The sequence below is a fragment of the Rufibacter sp. JT3400010 genome (assembly GCF_054956755.1).
Window position 1 is genome coordinate 95,067 of the sequence record NZ_JBUDXA010000018.1, and the last position, 23,966, is coordinate 119,032.

Consider the following 23,966-nt stretch of genomic DNA (forward strand, 5'->3'; position numbering starts at 1 on the left):
TTAAGCGAAAATGAAAAGAATACTATATTTCTGCATTCCAGCTTTGCTACTCACCAGCTCGTGCGTAGATAGCCTAGATGACTACAACATAAATACGAAAGCCGCCACAGCGGTTCCTGGTGTAACTTTGGTAACCAGCGCAGAGCGGAGTTTGTCTAATATTATCACCAGCTCCAGTGTGAATAACAACCCCTTCAGGTTCTATGCGCAATACTGGGCGGCAACTACTTACCCAGATGAAAGTCAGTTTGTAATTGCCACCAGACAGGTGGATAGAAACTTCTGGGAGCCATTCTACCGTGATGTTTTACGTGATTTGAAAGAGGCAAAGACGATCATAACAGCAGACAACATACTTGACGCCAAAGTGAAAGCAAACCAACTGGCTTCTATTGAGGTGTTAGAAGTATATGCCTGGTCTGTGCTGGTAAACACCTTTGGAGATGTTCCTTACTCAGAAGCGCTAGATATCAACACGGTACTGCCTAAGTACGATGATGATGCTGCCATCTATGCTGATCTGGTGGTGCGCTTAGACAAAGCCATTGGTATGTTTGATGCTACTGCTACGGGTTTAGGTGCTGCTGATTTGATCTACGGCGGTAATGTTCCTAACTGGGTGAGATTTGCAAATTCACTGAAACTGCGGTTAGGAATGACGTTAGCTGACGTGGATCCTGCCAAAGCCAAAATAATGGTAGAAGCAGCTTCCACTAATCTGATTTCTTCAAACGCCCAAAGTGCAGATATAACCTACCTGGCTACTACGCCAAACACGAACCCTGTTTGGACAGACTTAGTACAGAGTGGTAGAGCTGACTTTGTGGGGGCAAATACTATCATTGATAGAATGAATGCTCTAAATGATCCAAGAAGAAATGAATACTTCAAGCCATTGGAGAACGGAACATTCAAAGGAGGAACCTACGGAGCGCCAAATTCCTATAGCGCGAACTCTGCGCCAGGTACAATTCTGGAAAGCCCAACCAACCCAGGAATGCTGTTGTCTTATTCAGAAGTAGAATTCTTATTGGCTGAAGCTGTAGAAAGAGGATTTGCAGTTGGCGGAACCGCAATGGGGCACTATAATGCCGGTATTACTGCCTCTATTATGGAGTGGGGTGGTACTGAAGCAGAAGCAACCGCTTATATTGCGCAGCCTACCGTGAACTACATGACCGCGCCTGGAACCTTCAAACAGAAAATTGGTACCCAGAAATGGCTAGCCTTGTACAATAACCCTGTAGAAGGGTGGAAAGAATGGAGAAGATTAGATGCTCCAAACTTGGTGAAGCCAGCCTTGGGAATCAGCGAAATTCCACTCCGTTTGACGTACCCAACTACAGAGATGAACAGTAATGGAGAGAATGCGAAAGCGGCCTCAGCAGCCATTGGCGGTAATACCGTTACTTCTAAAGTATTCTGGGATAAATTCTAAGTAAAACACTGGTTTAAGAAACCTAAAAAGTAAAAGCTCTAGCAGGTATCTGCTAGAGCTTTTTTTATGCCCTTACAACCTTGCTTTAAAGGTTCTTTGGCTTTTCCACCCTATAAACCACCTTGTAATACTAAATCGCCTAAAAGTCCTCCATCTTAGGCTAGGCACCTTCTGGCGCAAGCGTCCACTTGTGTCCCTATTGAGCAGATCAGATATGCGTGGGGACATAAGCGGACGCTTGCGCCAGAAAGCTTGCAGGTAGAAGCAAAAGAAAAGTAAAATGCCTGCCCTATCTGGTAAGTTGCAGATAGGGCAGGCATTTGAAGTTTAATCAGAAAAGTGATCAGACGCTTTTGCAGGCGGGCTTTCTAATGCACATCAAACTGTAGTCTGAGCAGATTAGCATAGATTCCTTCTGGGTTATGGGCCAGTTCTTCATGCGAGCCTTGCTCTACAATCTGGCCTTTGTCAATCACCAGAATCTTGTCTACTTTTCTAATGGTAGCCAGACGGTGGGCAATAATGATGGTAGTGCGGTTCTTCATCAATTCATCCATGGCTTCTTGTACCAGCATTTCAGATTCAGAGTCAAGGGAGCTGGTGGCTTCATCCAGAATGAGAATAGCAGGGTCTTTGAGAATGGCGCGGGCAATGGCAATGCGTTGGCGCTGACCACCGGAAAGTTTGATGCCGCGTTCGCCTACTACGGTGCCAAAGGCTTCTGGGAAGGACTGAATGAACTGCAGAGCATTAGCTTTCTGGGCTGCCAGAAGTACTTCTTCATCCGTAGCGTCTGGTTTGCCGTAGGCGATGTTTTCCCGGATGGTGCCCCCGAAGAGCAGCACTTCCTGCGGTACAATGCCCAGGTTGCCTCGTAAGTCATGTAGATGCAGGTTGTTGATGTTCTGACCGTCAACGTAGATAGCGCCCTGGTCAATTTTGTAAAACTTCATGAGCAACTGCGCAATGGTCGATTTACCGGCTCCGCTGGAACCCACCAAGGCAATCTTCTCGCCGGCTCTAATGTCAAAATGGATGTTCTGGAGCACCGGCAAATCGGGGCGGGTAGGGTAGGAGAAACCCACGTGCTCATAACGCACATTTCCGTTGAAGCGTACCGTAGCTGAACCCGGATGCCCTAAATCGGCTTGTTCTACGGGTTGGTCCAGAATTTCTAGAATGCGGTCAGAAGCGCCAATAGATACCTGAATCTTGGCGTATAAATCGCCTAAGCCCGCTACGGAAGCCCCAATGAAGGTGGTATATAATATAAAGGAGGTCAGGTCACCGAAAGACAGTTCGCCGCGTTGTACTAGAGTGGCGCCGTACCAAATCACCAGAATGATGCCACCAAAGAGACCAATGATGATAAACGAGATAAAGGCACCTCTATAAAAAGAGGTGGTAATGGCCGTCTTCACCGAACGGTTCAGCGCTTGTTTGTAGCGGTTAATCTCAAAAAGCTCATTAGTGAAAGCCTTCACTACCTGAATGGCCTGTAAGGTTTCCTCTACAATCACGTTGGTAACCGCCAGTTCGTCCTGGGTTTTGCGCGACAGCTTTTTGAGCCGTTTCCCGAAAACCATGGCTAAAATGACCAGCACCGGAAACGTGGCCAGCATAAACAGTGAAAGCTTCACGGAGATGAACATGATAAACCCGATGCCCACCAGCAAAGTAGTCACCTGACGGAACAACTCGGCCAAGGTAATGGAGAAACCGTCCTGGATGTAACTCACGTCTGAGGTGATGCGGCTGGTGATTTCGCCCACGCGGCGCTGCTCAAAGAAGGTAAGCGGCAGCCCCATGAACTGCGTGTACAGACTCGACCTGATGTCGGCGATGGCGTTTTCGCTTACTTGGGCAAAGAAATATACCCGGAAGAAAGAGAAAATACCCTGCAAGGCAATCACGCCGAACAACAGCAGCGCCATGTAGTCAATGTCTTGTGTAAAGGCATTCGGTTTACCCACGGCGGCATCCAGCAACATGCCCGTCACGGCCGGAAAAGCCATGAACGTTAAGCTAGAGAACAGCAGAAATGCCAAGCCTATGTAAAACTTGGTTTTATAGGGAAGAAGAAATCTAAATATTTGAAGGCCGCGGCGCAGACTTTCTTTGTTCAATCTGGGTTTGCCTTCGGTGTCAAGTTCGGCAGCCGCTCCCGGCCCGAATCCTCGTTTTGCCATGTAGTACTTACTGGTTAGGTATAGGTTGGGCCGCAGGTAAACGGCCACAGAAAGCTTTCTACGTGATGTTTTGCTGTTTTAGTACGAGTTTCAGGAAAATAGGGCCAAAACCAGAACAAACCAGCCTTTTCAGAGAAAGCAACCCGCAAAGGTAGGTATTCTACCTGACTTCCTAAACGGATAAGTGACCGCTCTCGGTTTTGCGGCCAGACACAAGCCACAGCCCCAGAAACATGAGCAGACCGTTTAGCAGCAGTACCTCAAACCCAAACTGGTAGCCCCAGAACCACTCCTGCGAATTGGCGCTCAGCACATACGTGAGTACCGGCGACAACACACCAATATATGGCACTACTTTGTCTTTCAACGCGCGGTTGGTCAGTAACCCGAAACTGTACAAGCCCAGCAGCGGGCCATACGTGTAGCCCACCAACGTAAAGAGCGTGGCAATAATGCTTGCGTCATTGTACAGCCTGAACAGCAGAATCACTACGAGCAGCAGCACGGAGAAACCCAGGTGCACCCAATTCTTGTATCGAATGCGTTCGGCCTCTGGCCGATGCTCGAAATGCAGGAAATCTACGCAGAAAGCGGTAGTGAGCGAAGTAAGCGCCGAGTCAGCGGAGGCGTAGGTAATAGCGGTAATGCCTAAGATAAACGCCAAGCCTGCTATAGACGGAAAGTGATGTAAGGCCAGCTCAGGGAACACGTCATCGCCTTTGGCGGGAAGCAGAATGCCTTTCTGGGAGGCGTAGAGATACAGCAACGCGCCCAAGCACAGGAACAGCAAGTTCACTATCAAGAGGATGACCGTAAACCAGAACATGTTTTTCTGGGCTTCGGGCAGGTTGCGGCAGCTCAGGTTTTTCTGCATCATGTCCTGGTCTAGCCCGGTCATGGCAATGGTGATAAAGGTACCGGCCACCAGTTGCTTCAGCAGGAAATTAGGAGCTTTGGCGTCCCACTCCCACACCTGCCCGTAGCGGCTTTGGCTGATGGTGTCTACCATGCCCGTAAACGAAAGGCTCAGTTCCTCAGAAACCACCCAAATGCAGAGTCCCAGACACAAAAGCATGGCCAGGGTCTGGATGGTATCGGTCCAGATAATGGTTTTCATGCCGCCCCTGAACGTGTAGACCCAAATGAACGCAATGGTGATGCCTACTGTGCCCGCAAACGGAATTCCCAACGGCCTGAACACCGCCAATTGCAACACGCCCGCCACCAGATAGAGGCGTAGCGCCGCGCTCATGGTGCGGGAAAGCAGGAAAAAGGCGCTTCCAGTTTTGTAAGACCAGAACCCGAACCGCTGTTCCAGGTACGTGTAAATGGAAACCAGCCGTAGGCGGTAATACAGCGGCAAGAGCACCAGCCCAATCACCAGATAGCCCAACGCGTAGCCCAGCACCATCTGCAGATACGTGAACCCGGTCTTCTCCACCATGCCCGGAATAGACACAAACGTGATGCCTGAGAGCGTAGTGCCAATCATGCCAAACGCCACCACATACCACGGCGAATCTCGGTTAGCCAGGAAAAAGGCCGTGGTAGATTCGTCTTTCTTGCTTGTGACGAAGGAAACCGCTAGCAGAAGAAAAAAATATCCGGCAATGATGCCGAGGATTAAAAGTGGAGACATGGCACGTTTTACGCCTGTTTTAGGGAAAGGCGCACAAAAGTACGGGAAAGAAGCTGTTTTGAGTGTGCTTTTGGAAAAACTGCTATAAAACTGATTTCCGGAAGCTGGCTGAGAGAAAGAAGAGTAGCCTTGGAAACGTAAAAATTTCCTCGCTCGCGTCTCGTGAGTGTGAGCTACTTGCGGCGTCTCGCCGCTTTACATATATGTCCTGTAGCAGCCAGAGGGTGCAGGTAGCTCACACTCACGAGACGCGGGCGATGTTTTTTTTGCATTACTTCCCCGGAATTAAGCAAAAAAAACCTGCGCTTTTAGGCTGTTCTAGTAAAACTAGCCTAAAAGCGCAGGGCTAAAGAATGATTGCTTACTGCTAGTAACTCTGCGTCACATCTACAAACTCGGTCTTCTTTCTGGAAACGGAATACAAGCCCATGAAGGTCAGGAAGCCGTTCAAAATCAAGACCTCAAACCCGAACTCATAACCCCAGAACCAATCCACGGAGTTAAGGCTGATGATGTAGGTAAGAATAGGAGCCAACACGCAGATTAACGGCACCAGGTTGTCTCGCACGGGGCGGTTGGTAAATACCCCAAAGGAGTAAAGCCCCAGCAATGGTCCGTAGGTGTAGCCCGCTACTTTGAAAACCGCCTGCACTACGCTCTCATCGTTGACAATCTTGAAAATGATGATGACCACCGCCATGATGACCGAGAAAGCTAAGTGCACCCAGTTCTTCAGCCGGACGCGCTCCGTTTCAGGACGGTTTTTGAAATCCAGGAAGTCAACGCAGAAAGAAGTGGTGAGCGCCGTCAGCGCGGAATCAGCGGAGGCGTAAGTAATGGCCGTGATGCCCAAGATGAACACAATGCCCATGAACGCCGAAAAATGGTTGAGGGCCAGGAACGGGAACACATTATCGCCTTTTTCGGGCAGCGTAATACCTTTAGACTGGGCGTAGAGGTACAACAGAGCACCTAAACTCAGGAACAGAATATTCACAAACAGGATGATGACTGTAAACGAGAACATGTTTTTCTGGGCCTCTTTCAGGTTTTTGCAGCTCAGGTTTTTCTGCATCATGTCTTGGTCCAGCCCCACCATCACAATAGAGATGAAGAACCCAGAGAAGAACTGCTTGAAGAAATAACGGGGATCTTTCACGTCCCAGAAGAACACTTGGGAGAATTTGCTTTCGCTGATGGTGTTCACCATGCCATTGAAGGAAAGGTTCAGGTCCTGCGAAATGGTGATGATGGTAATGCCCACGCAGATGAGCATGGCCAGCGTCTGGAAAGTATCGGTCCAGATAATGGTTTTCATGCCGCCTCGGAACGTGTACACCCAGATTAGCCCAATGGTGATGATAACAGTCACTTCAAACGGCACACCCAGGCTATCGAACACAGCTAACTGCAGCACGCCGGTCACCAGATACAGGCGCAACGCCGCACCCAACGTTCTGGAAAGCAAAAAGAAACCAGCCCCGGTTTTATAAGACCAATACCCAAAGCGCTGCTCCAGATACGTGTAAATGGAAACCAGATTGAGCCGGTAATACAGCGGCATGAGCACCAACGCCACCACAAAGTACCCCAGCATGTTGCCCAGAATAAGCTGTAGGTAAGAGAACTGCGCGTTTTCCACCATGCCTGGCACCGAGATAAACGTGACCCCAGACAAAGAAGTCCCAATCATCCCAAAAGCCACCACATACCACGGCGAGGACCGGTTGGCTAGAAAGAAGCTGTCTGTAGATTCGCCCTTTTTACTGGTTAGAAACGAGATAAGAATCAGGATGCAGAAATAGGCACAAATGATGCCTAAGATGAGCGTTGATGACATGGGCCGAAGGTAGGGTTTTTGAAAATACTCAGGTTAGGTGCTGGGCAAATATAAAGGAAAAACGATACCAGTTTGAAGCCGCCTTCCTTGCTTATGCCTTGTTTTTGATAAATTTAATAAGAAAGGTAAATAAAAAAGAAGCCTTGCTTACAAAAAGTAGCAAGGCTTATTAATAAATTTTAAAAATAGTTAATTCTACCAGTATCCCCATGGTGAGTTAAATCCGGCACTGGGATAACCACCGTAGTAGTTGGTATTCGCACCGTTGCTGTACCGCACGCCACCTGATACGGTGAAATTAGGAGCTACTTGGTATTGGGCCTGAAACTGGAAGCCCTGGTTGGGAAGACGCCCGTACTTAAAAGGGTTGTTGTTCCAACGATTCATCCCCGATGGGTTCAAATCTTTCCAGACGCTGCCGCTAAGTAAAAGTTTTTCGCTCATGGCGTAAGAGCCGCCTACGTGCAGCAAGTATTGCCGGTCTGGGGCAGCGCTCATCAACGTGGAAGTGCCTTCACCGGTAGTAGTTCTAAAAGTAGGTCCGCCCCAGGTCTGTAGCATGGTCAGGCTGCTGAACACCTGCACCCGTGGTGTTAGCTGATACCGCACCTGTGGCTCTACATACGAATACGACCCGAAATTACTGAAAGCCGCGCCCGCATTCAGGCTATAGCTTACCCGTGGAACAAACGGAGCCGAGGCTTTAAGAGAATCCAGCGGAGAAGTGCGCGCTAGTTCCTGCGCCTGACCAGGTAGTAAGGCTGCGGCACACACCAGTAACACCAGGAGACTGCGTATCATAAGTTTGTTTGACATCTGGTATGTTGAAAAGTACCGCTGAAAAAGGAGTGGTCCTGCTTCTTCAGGTATACTACTAAGTTAAAAGTAATTATAGACTTAACGTAACTACTTGCCTCAATAGTTTAACCAAGCTTCGTTTAGCCGTCATTTTCTGGAAAGAAGGGCTAGACCACTTTGTCATCCTGAAAGGATTTTGCAAACTGTAAGGTCGTTTCTTCAGCGCCTTTCTAGTTCGCCCACAAGTTCCGAGATACTTCAGATTACTTGCTACTTGCTTTTTGCACCCAACCAGGCTTCTCGCCGGGCTTTGGCCTCTTTGGGAACGGTTTTGTTTACTTTCTCCAGGGGCACCAGTTCTAATGCAGGGTCTTGGGCTAAGGTAAGCGGTACTGTTTTCTTGGTGCCTTGCTGAAGTACTTCTACCTGTACCTGGTCGCCGGGTTTGTGTTGGGTTAAAAGGCTGTCCAGCGTTTTTTGGCTGGAGAGTTTTTGTCCGTTCAGGGTTAACAGCACATCGTCGCGGTCCAGGCCTGCTTTGTAGAGGGGGCTGTTGGCGAAGGTTCCCTGGGCAAGAGTGGCTTGGTCGTTCTGGAACCGAAGTCCTTCCCAACCCAGCACTGCCTTCTGTGACGTTTGGAATGCCAAGCCCATTTGCCGGGCCAAGGCCTCATACGGAAGGGGCTCTTTGCCGTAAATGTGCCTTTTAAAGAAATCCTGGGCAAAACCAGCGTCTTTGGTCAGGTCGGCCAGGGCGCGCTCCAGCTCCGGTAGGGTGTAGGGTTTCTCGGGTTTGCCATGGCGCTGCCAAAGCAGACGCATGTAATCATCTAAGGTCAGGTTCTTGAATTTGGTGCGCAAGGTGAAGTCCAGCCCTATCCCAATGGCATTGCCGTAGGTGTAATAAGAGATATAGGTGTTGGTGCGGTTGGTAGGGTCCACGGAGCGGGAGGCATCTACAAACGGAGCCTGCATGCTCATCTCCACCGGAGAGAAGTAATCTTTTCCGGGAGAAATCATCACCGATAAAATAGGGTAACCCGCACTCTTCAGATAATCGGCGGCAGCCGTAACCCCAGCGCGGGCCATCAACAAGGTGCCATAGTAACTGGTGAAACCTTCGGCCAGCCACAACTCCCCGCTCATGTTGGCATCCGCGAAATTAAAAGGCTCCAGGCTCTGGGGACGAATACGCTCCACGTTCCAGGCATGGAAAAACTCATGCGACAAGGTGCCCAGATTGGGGTTCATGCCGGTTTCCAGGGACCGGGAACTGGTGATCACGGTAGAGTTGCGATGCTCCATGCCATCGCCGGGGGTGCCGGGCAGGTAACAGGCAATAAACGTGTATTCGCCGTAATCAAAGGCCGGGAGTTCGCCATACACCGCCTGCGCTTCGGCTACAATGCGTTTGGCGCGCTGGGTGTACTCGTCCAGTTGCTGTTGGGTGCCCTTGTGGTGCAGTCCTATTCGTATTTTCTGGGTACGTCCTTTTTCCTGCACCGTCCATTCGCGCCACTCCAAATTGGCTAGCTCGGTGGGGCTGTCCATGAGGTACTGGAAATCGGGGGCCGAGAAAGTGAGCGGGGCGGTTTCACGCTTCAATTGGGTAGCGGCCGTCCAGTTCTGTCCGGCCGGAGGCGTGAACGTGAGTTGAATAGGCGCTTTCTCCAACCCGTTAGCGTACATGAAAGTAGCCGGGGCATTTAAGTGCGCGTGGCTGAGGTTCACGCCAGCATACGTGCCATCGGGGTGGTCCGCAAACAAAGTATATTTCACGGTAACGGTTCCATCATGGCCCGAGACATTCCACTGGTGCAGGTTGGGGCGGTTCACGGCCAGCGTGCGGCCTTGCCCATCGGTGACCTGTACGTTGTACACATTCTTGGCGAATTCATGTAAGGCGTATCGTCCGGGCGAGGAGCGTGCCATGCGTATTTCCAGGACCGGGGTGGTCACGCCTTTAAACGTAGCTGTGACGGAGGCCTCGTGGTGGACCGCATTCTCAAAAGTTACCTGGTACTTGACGCTCTGTTGCGCCAGGGCAGGAGAAGCGCATGCCAACGCCGCCAGGGCGAAGGCCGTGAAGAGTTTCTTCATGGGAGGGATGTTTCAACCCCCAAGTTACACATGAAAGGCAAATACTACCACTCTGGGTTTAATTAGTTCTTTTTAATAGATTTCTGAGGGGTAAGGTGGATGGAGTCTTATGCTTTTGGCGTGAGATTGGTTTGTGCATGCAGTTTGCCTGTTCCCTTGGCTTGGCCGTTTTTCACGTGGGTTCAAATGCTGTGTTGTTTCATCTTTGATGATAAGCGCTCACGGCCGCGAGGCCCCGTCTTTCCCTCTCGCACTGCCCTTTCGGCCTGAAGTGTCCTTTGCTCTTAGTTTTGCTTTTCTAGGGCCAAAAGCGAGGCGCGCTCGGGAAAGACTGGAATTGGGGAAAGTAGCAGAAAAGGTAGTGATGTTATCTTGTAGAGACCAGGCACTGCCTTGTCTCTTTCACGCAATGCTTTCTACTGCAAGAGCGTATTCTCCTCCTCGGAGGGGTAGGTTCTGGTGTTCCACTACATTCCTTGGAAGTACAAAAATTATGAAAGAGGAATATTCGTTCTTAAAGGCGGGGCAATCGGCTTTTGCAGTACCTGTGCTCTAATAAAGTTATGGAAGTAAAAAGCGTACTGTTGCGTTTTAAAGCCGACTTTCTGAAATAGGCTATCAAACGGTGGTAGGCTTTTGGCTGAGATATGACTGATCAATCCAAAGAACCGGTACATGCCCCATAGCAAAATCTTCTGCCAGAAAGGAAGGGCCGGAACTGCATGAAAATCGGTGTGCAGCCAGAGGCCGTTGGAACGTAATGCGAGGGAAAGTCGCTGCATGATTGCTAGTGCTTCTTCTGGCGTGAACAGGTCTAGCACGAAAGGGGTGAGCACCACGTGAAACGTTTCCTGAGGCAAAAGATCCATTTGGGTTCCTAACCGGAATTCCACTTCAGCGGCGGCCGAAATTTGGGTGAACCTGACTTTGGCTTTTTGCAGCATTTTGGCGGAGGGCTCCAGGTACAACACATACGCTGGGGCGCTTTTCTGAAGCAGTTCCGTCAAGACCCAGCCGCTGCCCCCACCCAAGACCAGCACCCGCGCTCCTGTCGGAATGGCAGAAAGGAAATGTGCCTGCGCCTTCTTCTGGGCCTTCCCATACACCAGTTGCGCCAGCGCATCATACACCGGAGCAATCAGGTTGAAGTCTGGGACGGAGGGTGGCTGCATGTAAGGGGTAGGAAAAATGCCGTTCTGGTGGTGTTTTTGTAAAAGTAGGGCTAAAAACGCTTCTGTAAAGTACAAGGCCCCTAACTCGCATCTGCACAGGTTTCTACAAAACTGGCTCAAAACTGGCGCGAGATTCTAGTCTCGTGACTTGAGATGAAGCGAGTCTCCAGACTCGCCGGAACTACAGTCTAGATTATCACTAAAACACAATTAAAAGTTGTGTAACAGCGGGACGCAACAGGTAGCCCACATCCGCCAGAGGCGAGCGAGGGGAAATGAAAGCGTTTATAAGCTGTTTTTCTGAGAAGTGCTTGTAAACGCGTTTGCCAAACCCCAGAGCAAGATTACTGATGCTGGAAATGCCGGTCTACCGTATCGTTCAGTTTGTTGAAGATGAAATCCTCGGTTTGTTGGCGCATTTTCTGGGCATCGCCTTTGAAGACCTGGCGGTATTCCTCTACTTTCTCTTTAAAAAGGATAGACACGAAGGTGGTGCCAATGGGTTTCTCGGCGGTTTCGGAGGCGCCTTGTCCGAACAAGCCGGTCACGGCTACGCAGACATCGGCTTTCAGGAGCTTGTGGAGGCCCTGTACCATTTCATTGGTGGTTTGCTGGCTCTCGGCGGTGTAGAGTTTGAGGGTTTCGGCTTTGACGCCCAGTACTTTGGTTTTGGCTAGTTCACTATACGTGACCATGCTGCCCAGAAAAACATCTGTGGTGCCAGTGGCTTCACTCACGGCGGCGGCCAGGCTACCGGCGGTACAGCTTTCGGCGAAAGCCAGGGTGAGGTTCTTATCTTTCAGCTTTAGAATGAGTTGAGTCAGTTCGTCTGGTTTCATGGGATTGATGTTAGCCTATGTGCGTCATACTGTTTTTAACGAGGGGGGTTGCCTTGAGGGGCATTCCCAACACCAACCATAACCCTTACGTATTTTAGGAATCTTGTTGTTAAAAGCCCGTTTTCTGGAAAAAAGCCACAAACGGCAGGCTCCTGAAAGAGACATTATGAGAAAAAGACTGAGGAAAATTGTGGCGGGTACTGCTTTGTTTACGGTGGAGTTGGTAGTCACCTGGTCGGTATTCATTCTATGTTTGGTGTTGTTTTTCTGGCTAGCCAAAGAAGTGCTGCCGGGCCGTGAGCTGCAATTAGACAGCCGGGCTTTCGCTTGGGCCGATGAGCGCGCCAACCCTACGCTCACGGAGTTTATCAAAGGCATTACGTTTCTGGCTTCGCGCAATTTCATTTCGGGCGCGGGGCTCATGCTCATTGGGTATTTTCTGTTTGTGAAGAAACACAAATGGTACTCCCTCAAAGTGCCGGTAATTGCGGTGGGCAGCATTACGCTTAACTTAATTCTGAAGTACCTGTTCAACCGGCCCCGGCCGCTGGTCCCGCACCTGGTAGATTCCTATGGCCTTAGTTTCCCCAGCGGGCACGCCATGATTAGCGCTTCTTTTTATGGCCTGCTGATTTACTTGGTTTGGAAGAGCGTAGAGGAAACCGCCTGGCGCTTTCTACTGATTACGCTGCTGGCGCTGCTCATTCTGTTCATCGGCTTTAGCCGGGTCTACCTGCACGTGCACTACGCCACCGATGTGCTAGCTGGGCTGGCCGCCGGGTTGGGGTGGGTTATTCTGGCGCTCTTTGTGTTGAACCGCATGGAGAAATTCTCTAAGCGCAACCTGCACCCCGTGGTGAAAGGGGAGGAACCACTCTTGCCATAAATTTTTGCTTCAAATTTTTTAACGAGGGTTTGCAATTAAAGAAAAAGTAGTAGTTTTGTGCTCCCTAAAGCAATAAAGGGATATTTGATGCGCTGGTGGCGAAATTGGTAGACGCACTGTCTTCAGGTGGCAGCGCTTTCGGGCGTGGGAGTTCGACTCTCCCCCAGCGCACAATTAGAATAGAAAAGGCCTTGTAACGTAAGCAGTTATAAGGCCTTTTTCTTTTATATTGGGGTGAGTTTTAAGTAAAATGGCTGCAACCTCAAGATCGGTCAGGAATTTACCAGGAAATGCCGCTTTAAGCTGATGTCTTAGGTCTGGCAGGAAGAGTGGGGAGTAGCCCAAGCTTTATAGCGTTTTTAAGCTGATTTCTACAAAATGCATGAAAAATAGATGGTTGTGCCTCTTTCTAACCGTTGGTGTTCTTCTTGCTTCCTGCAAAGAGGAGGCAGACCAGGACTATGCGGCCAAATATGTAGGCTCCTACAGTGCGGTGGCTGAGGAAAACTACGAGCCCAAAAGTCTGGCTGGGGTCAGGAAAGACACTTCCTACTCAGATGTGTTCATTTCCATCTTCCGGGATGGACAAGACAGAAAGAAGCTGAGCGTGACCATGATTTTACCCAATGGAAAGCAACTCAGGAGAAATCTAAAGATATCGGCGGCCAAGGACAGCCTCTATGGATACTTCTCAGACAGCGGCTGCCAGTGCACCGCTAGCATTGTTGGGGAGATGAAGGGAAAAAGCTTGGAATTGTCGCTTTATAACCACAAATACGACCTTGACACGCACCTGCTGGACTCCTACCTGTCGGTGAAGGCTTTTAGATATTAATTGGCTTTTCTAACCTTTGATGATGGACTCCTGCCTGTAAAGCGGTTTACGGCTTATTGCTGCAGCAACTGAGGCAAGGTAATCTGCTCCAGGTAACCTTCAAAAGAGGGTTTCTCAATGATGGCGCTTATTTTCTCGCTTCGGTGATGAACCGTGGAGAAATAGACCTCGGCAAAGAAATTTGGGGTCCAGTATAGTTGTACTTCAAACTCCCCTTCGGTTCTGCTGGCTATAAGACGGCCATGCGCGTGCAGGTAATCGGCGCGGGCCGCGAAATCCAGATAAAGGAAACCCAGGAGGTACAACATGCTGCATATACGCTGCAAGACGGCATGCTGGATTTTCCCATTTACTTCAGTTCTGTGGTTCAACGTGACTTGTATCTTACGATGGGGGTTCCTGCGTACAAACGGAGGAACAACTCAGGAGCTTATGCAGGAAAACGGAGAACAGACAGGTAAAAAAGCGGGTACGTTTCTGGCGGTAATTACGCTGGAGATGGTTGTTGCGTGGCTGGTGTTTGTGGGCTCCGCGTTCCTGTTTTTCTGGATGGCCACGGTGGTGTTTGTAGAGCAGGAAAAAGACTTGGACCAGGCGGCCTTTGCCCTGGCCAAAGAAATTACTACGCCCCAGACCACCCAGGCCATGTACTTTGTCACGTTTTTTGGGTCTAAGAATTTTCTCATTTTCGGGTCGCTGGGGCTGGCGTTCGTTTTCCTGATTTTCAAGAAATGGCGCTTTTACTCCCTTAAGATTATTGCCATTGCCGCTACCACTACGCTGTTTAACCAGAGCATGAAACTTTTCTTCGCCCGTCCTCGGCCCGAAACGGCCTTTCTACAGGTGAACGGTAATAGTTTCCCCAGCGGGCACGCCATGATTGGCGGTGCATTCTGGGGTTTGCTGGTGTACCTGGTCTGGACCAACGTGCGGCAGGTCTGGCTTAAATGGCTGATCTGTATTTTAATTGGAATCTGGATCTTACTCATCGGCTTCAGCCGGGTGTACCTGAATGTGCATTACGCGTCAGATGTGCTGGCCGGATGGGCAGCGGGAGTTTTCTGGCTCATTATCGCAATTTACCTGCTAAATAAACTGCAGCAACGGCTGGGCCGGAAGGTGGAAAAGCAGGTGGAGGGTTCAAGCCCGAATGAATAGCCCTGAAGAAAACAGCGCCTTGAAAGAGCTGGAGAGCGCTCTAAAGAAGTCTTTCTGGTGGGTTTTGTAAATAAAATTGCAAATTTACGTCTGCAACAGTCATTCCTTTCAACTGATTTAACTGTTAAACCAGCCTTATATGATTATTACGCCCAGAGTACGCGGCTTTATCTGCCTAACCGCCCATCCTGAAGGATGCGAACAGAATGTAGTGAACCAGATTAACTATGTGAAATCCAAAGGGTCTGTAGACGGACCTAAAAGGGTATTAGTCTTAGGCGCTTCTACCGGCTTTGGCCTGGCCTCCAGAATCACCAGCGCTTTTGGAGCTAACGCCGCCACTATTGGGGTCTACTTTGAGAAACCATCGGCGGAAGGCAAACCGGGCTCACCGGGTTGGTACAACACTGCCGCGTTTGAGAAACAGGCCCATGAAGCCGGTCTCTACGCCAAAAGCATCAACGGCGACGCCTTTTCAGACGAAATAAAGCAGAAAACGCTGGACCTAATTAAAACCGATTTAGGCCAGGTGGACCTGGTGATTTACAGCTTGGCCTCGCCGCGTAGAGTACACCCTAAAACCGGGGTGGTGCACAACTCAGTGCTGAAACCAATAGGGCAGACCTTCACTAACAAAACCGTAGATTTCCATACCGGCAACGTTTCTGAGGTAAGCATTACACCCGCTTCTGAAGAAGATATTGAAAACACCGTGGCCGTGATGGGTGGCGAAGACTGGGCCATGTGGATAGACGCTTTAAAAGCCGCTGATTTGCTGGCTCCCGGTGCCACTACCGTTGCCTATTCTTACATAGGGCCAGCCCTCACTGAGGCTGTGTACCGCAAAGGCACCATTGGCCGCGCCAAAGACCATCTGGAAGCCACCGCTTTCGCCATCACAGATTCTCTTCAAGACCTGAACGGAAAAGCGTACGTGTCGGTGAACAAGGCCTTGGTAACGCAGGCTAGTTCGGCTATTCCTGTAATTCCGTTGTACATTTCTTTGCTGTACAAAGTAATGAAATCGAAAGGAATTCATGAAGGTACCATTGAGCAGATCCAGCGTTTGTTCCAGGAAAGACTCTACACCGGCAGTGACGTGGCAGTAGACGAGAAAGGCCGGATCAGGATTGATGACTGGGAAATGCGCGACGATGTGCAGGCGGAAGTAGCGGCCCTCTGGGAGCAAGCCACCACCGAAACCCTACCAACCATTGGCGACCTAAACGGTTACAAAACTGATTTCTTCAACTTGTTCGGCTTTGAAGTGGCTGGAGTAGATTACGAAAAAGATGTGAACGAAGTAGTGGACGTGCCAGGCTTGGTGTAAGCTGTTTAAGGGTAAATTTACTCTACTGTTATCCTGAAAGGACCTTGTGGACGAACTAGATAGGCTTTAAAGCGCCGTTTGAGTTCGTTTACAAGGTCCTTTTTTCATTTTAAGGCTAAATCTGTTTTTACTACCGTTAACGTGTTTGTGTAAGCAATACCTACGGAGGGAGTAATCACTCGTGGTTAGCACCAGTTTAAGCTTTCATCAGCTCCAAACTTCATTCATTTCGGTCAGGATGATAGGTTTTCCATCTGTCACCACTATGGTATGTTCATGTTGGGTTACATATCCTCCTTTGTTGCCAACTAAGGTCCACCCATCCTTTAGGGTATTTGCAATAGTGGAATTGGTAGATATAAACGTCTCAATGGCTACCACTGAGTTTTTTCTAAATCTGTTTATATTATATTTATCGTAATAGTTCGCTATTTCATGCGGTTCCTCATGTAGTTTTCTTCCAATGCCATGCCCGGTTAAGTTCTTAATTACTTTAAATCCCGACTTTCTGGCTTCACTTTCAATAAGCCTTCCAATGTCCGCAATTCGAACTCCGCTTTGAATGTTGTTGATGGCTTTCTTAAGAATTCTTTTGGAAGCATCCACCAGAGGTTGATGGTTGTTTACATCTTGTCCTAAGACAAATGAACCCCCGTTGTCAGCCCAATACCCATCAAGTTCTGCAGAAACATCAATGTTAATCAAATCACCTTCTTGCATGATTTTGGTGGCAGAAGGTATTCCATGGGCAATTTCATTGTTTACGCTAATGCAGGTCCAACCCGGAAAATTATAAGCCAAGGCCGGTGCTGATTTTGCACCATATTTCAGGAGTAGTTGTCCGCCAAAGTTGTCCAGTTCTTTAGTTGACATGCCAGATGCCGCATAGTTCCTCATTTCTTTGAGGACAACGGCAACAATTTCGCTTATTCTCTGCACTCCAATAAGCTCAGCTTCTTTTGTTATTGACATAACGGATATTTTAAGTCTTTACTTTTTAACGTGAAACGGCTTGGCGAGGGCAGGGGCATCGTCTTCCGTCTTTCTACAGTTTTACCGCAGTTGAATAAAGATATAAAGTTAAGCTTATGTTCGTTAGCTCTGCTTTTGCCAAGCCGTTGTGAGCGGTAGTTTATCAATCTGCTAGTAATTGCTTAAACATAATAAACGTGTCCACTAGTCCCAACTCTTTGTGCCGAAATCCTTTTGGCGTAGTATCGATGATTTCAAAACCAAACTTCTTCCAAAGGTTTACCGCCGCTGTATTGATGCTAACCCCTCCCAGAAGGAGACTTTCCGGTGTTCAAGGTAGGTGTAGTCTTGTTGCGAAGGAGCGGAATTGAAACAAGTTATATTCAATCCAATCCACATTCTCTCATTCATTCAATCTCTCAATCACTCATTCAATAAACTCAGCACTTAATCTGCACGCGCAGGGCTTTCAGGCCGCTTACGCCCTGGAGGTCTTCCACCTGTAATTGTTCCACGTTTTCGGTTAAGACTCCTTTGTTTTGGAGGTATTCTATGTACTCCAGGTACTCATTGGCTTCGCGGGCCTGTGAATAAACAATCGCGATTTTACCGGGTTGAGTAAGACGCTCTTCGGTGTCTCGCACCAAGGCTTTGTCAATGCGTTTCTTCACAATCTCATACCGGATGTTGTAGGCACCGTCTACGTCAAATTTGCGCTCGTCTTGCCGGAATCGGATGGCCAAAGGCTGGCTATGGATCAGAATCAATTGAGTGGTTTCCAGCGGGACTTTCAGCTTGGGTTTGAGGGCTTGCGTACGGCGGGCTACTTCGCAAATTACCATTAACTGCCAGAGGCGCAGGTTGCGGAGGAACATCAGATCAAACGGCTGGTTTTCTACCAAGGACTGGCCTACGTAAATGTTGAACTCCACGCCATCGGTTACGAACCGCTCAAAGTAGTGCGGGTACATTTCCTGGGCGGCTAGTTCCTGCTGCTCTACATATTCTGAGATGGTTTCATTAATGCGCGTGAGGCTCTCTTCAAAGGCTTTGCGGCGTTTGTACAGAATGCCCAGTTCAGGGTCCATGGCATTGCGATAGTCCTGTATATGTTCCAGCAACTCGGGGTGCGTATCTTCCAGGAACTGAAACATAGGCTCTACCTGAGAACGCAGGGTCTCAAAGATCAGGATGCCGTCCTGCACCAGCACGCCGTCCTGAAGCTGGCGTAAGTGTTTGGAAATGGAGAAGCGCAGTTCATCCAGAATAGGCAGAGAATGTACTTCCACAGCTTTCGTCAAGACCCGTTCCGCCAGTTGCAGGTGTTCCATCAAATCGCCCAGAATAGCGGTGTTCCGTTCAGTGCTGGAACTGCGTACATCGGCCACGGCATAAAGAGGGTACACGTCTGGGAAAACAATGGGCTCCATCTCGGGCGTGGGCGCAATGGGGGAGGTGTTGATCTTGTCCAGCAGGTTCATGGCCGCTTCCCTGAAACGCCACTCCAACACCGGATGAATGGCCGTGAATTTCTCCCGTATCACCGACTGTACCCGCGCCTCAATTTCTTCGGAGTTTCGGTTTACCGCTACCGAGAATAGCGGCAGAAACTGCTCTACTTTGGCAATGGCGAAGTTGTCTAAGTCGCCGGCGTTAGGAGAACCCAGTTCCAGAATCCCAATGGGGTCATCGCCGTAGCGCAGCAGGGCCAATACGATATTCCGGATGCCCATGCTCAGCATTTCTTCCCGTACGCCTGCCGGTAACTGGGTAGTTGTTTCCACATTCTTGATCACCAATGGGTGGCCGTCCCGCACCAGTTCATCATAAATAGCCTTAAAACCAGCGTAGCTGGAACTGGTAATCTCACTCTGCAGCAAAAAGCTGTGGTTAATCTTATTGCCGAAGTTGACGAACGCGCTTTTGTTTTTATGGAACGCCGCCACGCCCAACTGCAGGTGCGGCCGCTTAAAGAGGATTCTGATTTTCTCCTGCAATTGCTCAAACCTATCAGGCGCTAACATGACATCACGCTCCAGCAAATCGTTTTTAAGCGAAGAAAGTACTTCCTGGTCGGTGACGTCCAGCAGGTTCATGATGTAGAACCCGCTTATCTCAAAATTTTGGGGCGGCAGCAACGCCATCCAGATATCCATGTCCCGGATGTTGTCCAGCATGGTCTGAATGTCTTCTTCGCTGAGCGCGGGCAAGGCTTGCGTAAGGGTTATGTCCAGAAATTGGGTATTCAAAACCACATTGTAGTGGCGGTAGAGCCCCAATTGGTAATCTGGCACGGTATAGATCAGGAACTCTTCATGTGGCACCTGTACGTGGTAGAATTTCTCCAGAATGAGAAGATACACCATGCGCACCCGGTTGAAAAGCATGCGGTGATTGTCAATATTCAGCGGCCGTTTCAGTTGGTTACTGTCATTGAGAATAATTTGCTTGAACGGCGGCGTGTGGTAAAAACTGGCATCATATTGCGGCCCTACCGCCCCACTGGCCTCTGACTCATGCGTAGCCGGCGGAAAAATGGCGGTCATAAGCATGTCTATGAGGCAATGGTGCTGCTCGCCCAGGGAAGTAAGATCTGTAATGGGTTCCAGAAGTTCCGGCATTTCTTGCACCTGCCGGCCAATTTCCTGCGCACTCAGCGTGAAGCTGCTTTTGCAGTTATCCTGAAACTGCTGCCAGTAGGTAATGATTGGTTTCAGGCTCAGCTGTGCCTTGAACGGAAAAGAAGCAACACTAATTTGATAATCGTTAGATCCCATACAGGTCTTTAAACGGAAAAAAAGTAGGTCAGATACAAAAACAGTGCGTGCCAGTTAGGCTGGTGTTTCTAGTCTGATTTACGGGAAATAGGCTTGACAAAGCGTGTTGACCACTCTGTCCTTCGGGCACCCCTCCTAAAATAGGAGGGGTGTTTCTGTCTGTCAAAGCTGAACCGCCTGCTCAAAAGACCTCGTAGTGCCCGAAGGTCCTACGAGTGTCTGTGCCAATGCCGTTCCGTAACGCCAATCGGGAGATTGGCTGTCCGGTGGTGCGTAGAGCGCTGCCGCTAACTCTACGCACAGCGGTGTGTGCAACGTAGTTCTGTTTTAGGGCTGATTCCTAGAAATTAGGCTGAAAAGCCAAGAACCAGACTTTACTCCTGATACAGAATAAGCATAGAAACCGGTGGAACCGCCACGGTGCCTTTGACTTTTTTGCCACCTTTCAGTTTGATAGTTTCTCCCTGGGCGGCTACTTTCCATTCTCCGGTGAGGGATATTTCAGCGGCGGTTTCGCGGGCATTGTAGTAGACCAGAATGTTTTGCCAAGAATCGCCGTGGGCGTGGTCTTTGAGTTGATAACCGACCAGGCCAGGTTCTGTAGTAATAAATTCCAGGTGTTGGTTTACCTGTTGTGTGGTGGGCATCCAGAAGGCGGGGTGGGCTTTGCGTAGCGCGATGAGATTTTTGTAGTACGTGAACACCTTGGGGTGCTCGGCTTTCCAGTTCCAGTTGATTTGGTTAATGGCGTCTGGTAGGTTGTAGCTGTTGTGCTCGCCGTTTTTAGTGCGCATCATTTCCACGCCCGCGTGCAGAAAAGCCGTGCCTTGTGAGGTCAGTACAATGGCGTTGGAGAGCAGGTGCATTTTCTTCAGCTGCTCAGGAGTGGCGTTTTCGCTGGAGGCTTTCAGTTTGTCAAACAAGGTGAGGTTGTCATGGCAGGACACGTATGAGATGGCTTGCCAAGGCTCGCGGGCCCAGGGAGCTTTGGTGTGGTTCACCTTGGCCATGTCTACCTGTGGGTGTGAAGTGCTGCCCACTACGCCAAACTTGAGTGTTTCTTCCGTATCCGCCGCGCCGTTCACAAATCCTTTGGCTTTTTCGTCAAATACAGAGCCTTTGATCGCATCTCTTATATCGTCTGAAAAAGCCCCGATATGGCTGAGTTGGTGGGTATTGGCTTTGAGAGCTTTGGCGTGGTCGGGGAGGGGGCTGCTGCCAGCGGTCCAGCCTTCGCCGTAGATGATGATGTTGGGGTTAATCTTTTTGAGTTCGGCCGAGAGTTGGTTCATGGTTTCCAGGTCATGGATGGCCATCAGATCAAATCGAAATCCGTCTACGTGGTATTCCCGCGCCCAGAATTTGCAGGACTCAATAATGAATTTACGCACCATGGCGCGCTCGCTGGCGGTCTCGTTTCCGCAGGCCGAAGCGTCTGAATATTTCCCATCGGGTGTATGGCGGTAGTAATAGTCTGGGAATTCCAGGTTGAAGTTGGAGCCTTTGGTGAGGCCGGTGTGGTTGTACACCACATCCATGACCACACCCAGGCCACGCTTATGGAAGCCCTGCACCATCTGCTTAAACTCCTTGATGCGGACCTCGGCCTTGAAAGGATCTGAGGAATAGGAGCCTTCGGGTACGTTGTAGTTCTGCGGATCATAGCCCCAGTTGAACTGAGGTGTATCCAAAGCAGCCTCGTCAATGGAGCGGTAATCAAAGGCAGGCAGCAGGTGAATGTGTGTGACACCAAGTTGCTTGATGTGGTCTATGCCAGTGGGTAAACCGTCTGAGTTTTTGGTCCTCGGCTCTACCAAGCCCAGAAACTTGCCCGGTTTAGAACTCCCCGACGATGGGTGAGAGGTGATGTCGCGCACGTGGGCTTCCCACAACACCACTTCGTTCATGGTTTTCACTTCGGGGCCTTTGTCGTTGGCCCAGCCTCTGGGGTTGGTGGAAGCCATGTCCAACACCATGGCCCGTTGGCCGTTCACCCCCACGGCGGTGGCATAGATGCCGGGCGTCTCGTTAAGCCAGTGGTGATCTGCTTTGATCTGATAAGTGTAGTAAACGCCTTTGAGGTTTTTCTGGACGGTGAGCTGCCAAACGCCTTTCTCGCCTTTCTGCATGGACAGCTTTTCACGCGCCGTGCCCCCGTTGCCTGCTTCATAGAGCTTGACCACCACTTCCTGCGCCACCGGCGACCAAAGCTTGAACGTGGTACTTTTAGGAGTGTACTCCGTCCAGAGGTTGGCCTCGGTGGGGGTAGGGTATTGCTCAAACTCCCGGGTCTGGGCCCAAACGGTAACAGCGCTCATCAGGTAAAAGAAGCTAAAGGATATTGAAAGAATCTTATGGCATTTCATGAAAACAGGCGAAAAGCAACAGACACAGCATAAACGAAAAGCCTAAACTAAGCATAATATTCCTGAACCTGCTGTGCCCGAAGAGAACGCTTACTAAACCGCTAAAAGCCACTCCATAAAGGGTCTATTCTTCTTCCGTTTTGATGCGGCTGGAAAGGATGGCGACACTCACGCCCATTAGTGCAATAGCGGCAAAAGAAAGTCGCAAACTGCTGATACCCGCCAGTAAACCAATTAATGGTGGGCCTACCAGAAATCCGGCAAAGCCGATGGTAGAAACGGCGGCAAGGGCCATGCTTGGGGCCATGGTTTTGGATTTACCTGCCACTCCATACACCAACGGCACCACGGCAGACACACCCGCGCCCACCAGCAGAAACCCCAGAATGGCGGTGATTAAAGACGGGAAAAGGACAGAAATGGTATAGCCTACCGCCGTTAAGGTGCCGCTCAGTTGCAGTACCCGTTTCAGGCCCAGTTTAGAGGTAAGCCAGTCGGCAATGAAGCGGGTGAACGCCATGGTGCTCATAAAAGCCGTGTACCCGGCGGCCACCCAGGCTTTTTCGGCCCCCACTACTTTCTGGAAATAGACCCCGCTCCAGTCAAACATGGCGCCTTCACAGATAAGCGAGCAAAACGCAATGATGCCCAAGCCCATCAACGACTTGTCTGGTTTCACAAACAGCGGTTGGTTTGCCGGTGCCGGCGGGTCTTTGGGGAACGCATAGTGGTACGCTATAGCCACTCCCGCCATGACTAGGGCCATAATGAGCAAAAAGTGTTGCAGCGGTTCTACCTTAGCGCCAATCATAAAAGTGCCAATGGCCGCGCCCACAAAGCCTGCCAGACTCCACAACCCGTGAAACGAAGCCATAATAGACTTGCTGTACAGACTCTCAACGCCCACGGCTTGGGTATTCACCGAGATATTGGCCATGTTGCTCGCAAACCCGAACAGGAACAACACCAACGTGAGGTGCAGGGTGCTTTGGCTCATGCCAATCAGTACCAGGGTGATGCTGTAGATCAGCAAAGCAATGGTCACCACTTTTCGGCTGCCAATCTTTGAGGTTAGCCAGCCCGTGAATGGCAAAGAAAGCATAAGCCCCACTGGCAAGGCGAAGAGCACGGCCCCCAGTTGGGCTTCTGACAGATGCAGTTTCTGTTGAATGGTAGGAATGCGGGAGCCCCAACTGGAAAAACAAAGTCCCTGCAGGAAAAACAAGGTGGCAACGGCAATTCTGTGGGCTTTTCGGGAAACGGGGAGGGAAGCGGTAAAAAGCATGTATAAACGGTATTCGGGCAAAAATACAACATTGTACGGGAAGGAACTATGAATGGGCAATTTCTACCATGATCGCCGTACCTCGTTACCCTGTACCGGCGTACGCATTCCTTCTTTGCCTGAGAGAAAAAAAGAAGCTGCCTTGTTCTGATGTGCTCAGGAGAAGGCAGCTTCTTTGGATGGGTTTTGTTTAGCGGCAGTTTTATTAAAAGAGACCTAAAATCAGCTTGTCTGGATACGTGCCATTGTTGGTGTTATCACCAACAATCCTTTATCAGCTCCCTTTTCAAAACTGCACACAAACTTAACTGGCTAGAAATCAAAACCCTCGCTCGCATCCCG

Annotated in this window: 17 protein-coding genes and 1 tRNA gene; 6 read left to right on the forward strand and 12 right to left on the reverse strand. The window is 49.8% G+C overall.

The features are described from left to right. Nucleotides 1–10: 10 nt before the first annotated feature. Nucleotides 11–1,438 carry a SusD/RagB family nutrient-binding outer membrane lipoprotein gene (locus ACY0JR_RS15685; protein ID WP_462635063.1) on the forward strand — a complete coding sequence of 476 codons (1,428 nt, stop codon included), beginning with the start codon at nt 11–13 and terminating at the stop codon, nt 1,436–1,438. Nucleotides 1,439–1,806: 368 nt separating this feature from the next. On the opposite strand, the gene ACY0JR_RS15690 is transcribed toward ACY0JR_RS15685, so the two are convergent. The 7 genes from ACY0JR_RS15690 to ACY0JR_RS15720 all read right to left on the reverse strand — a co-directional run bounded on the left by ACY0JR_RS15690 (nt 1,807) and on the right by ACY0JR_RS15720 (nt 12,015). Beyond that, nucleotides 1,807–3,627 carry an ABC transporter ATP-binding protein gene (locus tag ACY0JR_RS15690; RefSeq protein WP_462635064.1) on the reverse strand — a complete coding sequence of 607 codons (1,821 nt, stop codon included), beginning with the start codon at nt 3,625–3,627 and terminating at the stop codon, nt 1,807–1,809. A gap of 172 nt (nt 3,628–3,799) precedes the next feature. Next, the gene (locus ACY0JR_RS15695; RefSeq protein WP_462635065.1) at nt 3,800–5,266 is read right to left on the reverse strand and encodes a sodium:solute symporter; all 1,467 of its coding nucleotides are present in this window, start codon (nt 5,264–5,266) and stop codon (nt 3,800–3,802) included. Between the two features lie 367 nt (nt 5,267–5,633). Beyond that, the gene (locus ACY0JR_RS15700; protein ID WP_462635066.1) at nt 5,634–7,106 is read right to left on the reverse strand and encodes a sodium:solute symporter; all 1,473 of its coding nucleotides are present in this window, start codon (nt 7,104–7,106) and stop codon (nt 5,634–5,636) included. Between the two features lie 195 nt (nt 7,107–7,301). Next, nucleotides 7,302–7,907, reverse strand: coding sequence for a hypothetical protein (locus tag ACY0JR_RS15705; RefSeq protein WP_462635067.1), 606 nt, complete (start codon nt 7,905–7,907; stop codon nt 7,302–7,304). A gap of 267 nt (nt 7,908–8,174) precedes the next feature. Next, nucleotides 8,175–10,004 carry a M61 family metallopeptidase gene (locus ACY0JR_RS15710; protein ID WP_462635068.1) on the reverse strand — a complete coding sequence of 610 codons (1,830 nt, stop codon included), beginning with the start codon at nt 10,002–10,004 and terminating at the stop codon, nt 8,175–8,177. 491 nt (nt 10,005–10,495) lie between these two features. Next, the gene (locus ACY0JR_RS15715; protein WP_462635069.1) at nt 10,496–11,176 is read right to left on the reverse strand and encodes a class I SAM-dependent methyltransferase; all 681 of its coding nucleotides are present in this window, start codon (nt 11,174–11,176) and stop codon (nt 10,496–10,498) included. 344 nt (nt 11,177–11,520) lie between these two features. Beyond that, nucleotides 11,521–12,015 (reverse strand): CinA family protein, encoded by a 495-nt coding sequence (locus ACY0JR_RS15720; protein WP_462635070.1) that lies wholly within the window; start codon nt 12,013–12,015, stop codon nt 11,521–11,523. Nucleotides 12,016–12,181: 166 nt separating this feature from the next. Between ACY0JR_RS15720 and ACY0JR_RS15725 the strand changes: the two genes are divergently transcribed. From ACY0JR_RS15725 to ACY0JR_RS15735, 3 genes are all read left to right on the forward strand, one after another. Next, entirely contained in the window at nt 12,182–12,901 is a 720-nt protein-coding gene (locus ACY0JR_RS15725) for a phosphatase PAP2 family protein (protein WP_462635071.1), read from the forward strand. An 89-nt stretch (nt 12,902–12,990) separates the two neighbouring features. Beyond that, a tRNA-Leu gene (locus ACY0JR_RS15730) sits at nt 12,991–13,072 on the forward strand. A gap of 211 nt (nt 13,073–13,283) precedes the next feature. Next, nucleotides 13,284–13,736, forward strand: a complete 453-nt coding sequence (locus ACY0JR_RS15735) for a hypothetical protein (protein WP_462635072.1) — start codon at nt 13,284–13,286, stop codon at nt 13,734–13,736. Between the two features lie 53 nt (nt 13,737–13,789). Here ACY0JR_RS15735 and ACY0JR_RS15740 read toward each other — a convergent pair whose 3' ends face one another. After that, nucleotides 13,790–14,044, reverse strand: a complete 255-nt coding sequence (locus ACY0JR_RS15740) for a hypothetical protein (protein WP_462635073.1) — start codon at nt 14,042–14,044, stop codon at nt 13,790–13,792. Nucleotides 14,045–14,168: 124 nt separating this feature from the next. On the opposite strand from ACY0JR_RS15740, the gene ACY0JR_RS15745 reads away from it, so the two are divergent. Then, complete coding sequence (locus ACY0JR_RS15745; protein ID WP_462635074.1) at nt 14,169–14,894, forward strand: phosphatase PAP2 family protein; 726 nt, start codon at nt 14,169–14,171, stop codon at nt 14,892–14,894. A gap of 139 nt (nt 14,895–15,033) precedes the next feature. Beyond that, nucleotides 15,034–16,224 carry an enoyl-ACP reductase FabV gene (gene fabV, locus ACY0JR_RS15750; RefSeq protein WP_462635075.1) on the forward strand — a complete coding sequence of 397 codons (1,191 nt, stop codon included), beginning with the start codon at nt 15,034–15,036 and terminating at the stop codon, nt 16,222–16,224. A 207-nt stretch (nt 16,225–16,431) separates the two neighbouring features. Here fabV and map read toward each other — a convergent pair whose 3' ends face one another. From map to ACY0JR_RS15770, 4 genes are all read right to left on the reverse strand, one after another. Further along, nucleotides 16,432–17,196, reverse strand: a complete 765-nt coding sequence (map, locus tag ACY0JR_RS15755; protein WP_462635076.1) for a type I methionyl aminopeptidase — start codon at nt 17,194–17,196, stop codon at nt 16,432–16,434. A gap of 440 nt (nt 17,197–17,636) precedes the next feature. After that, entirely contained in the window at nt 17,637–19,973 is a 2,337-nt protein-coding gene (locus ACY0JR_RS15760) for a GAF domain-containing protein (RefSeq protein ID WP_462635077.1), read from the reverse strand. A 374-nt stretch (nt 19,974–20,347) separates the two neighbouring features. Continuing rightward, on the reverse strand, nt 20,348–22,291 hold the full coding sequence (gene pulA, locus ACY0JR_RS15765; protein WP_462635078.1) for a type I pullulanase: 1,944 nt from the start codon (nt 22,289–22,291) through the stop codon (nt 20,348–20,350). Nucleotides 22,292–22,463: 172 nt separating this feature from the next. Beyond that, nucleotides 22,464–23,624, reverse strand: a complete 1,161-nt coding sequence (locus ACY0JR_RS15770) for an MFS transporter (protein ID WP_462635079.1) — start codon at nt 23,622–23,624, stop codon at nt 22,464–22,466. Between the last annotated feature and the right edge of the window lie 342 nt (nt 23,625–23,966).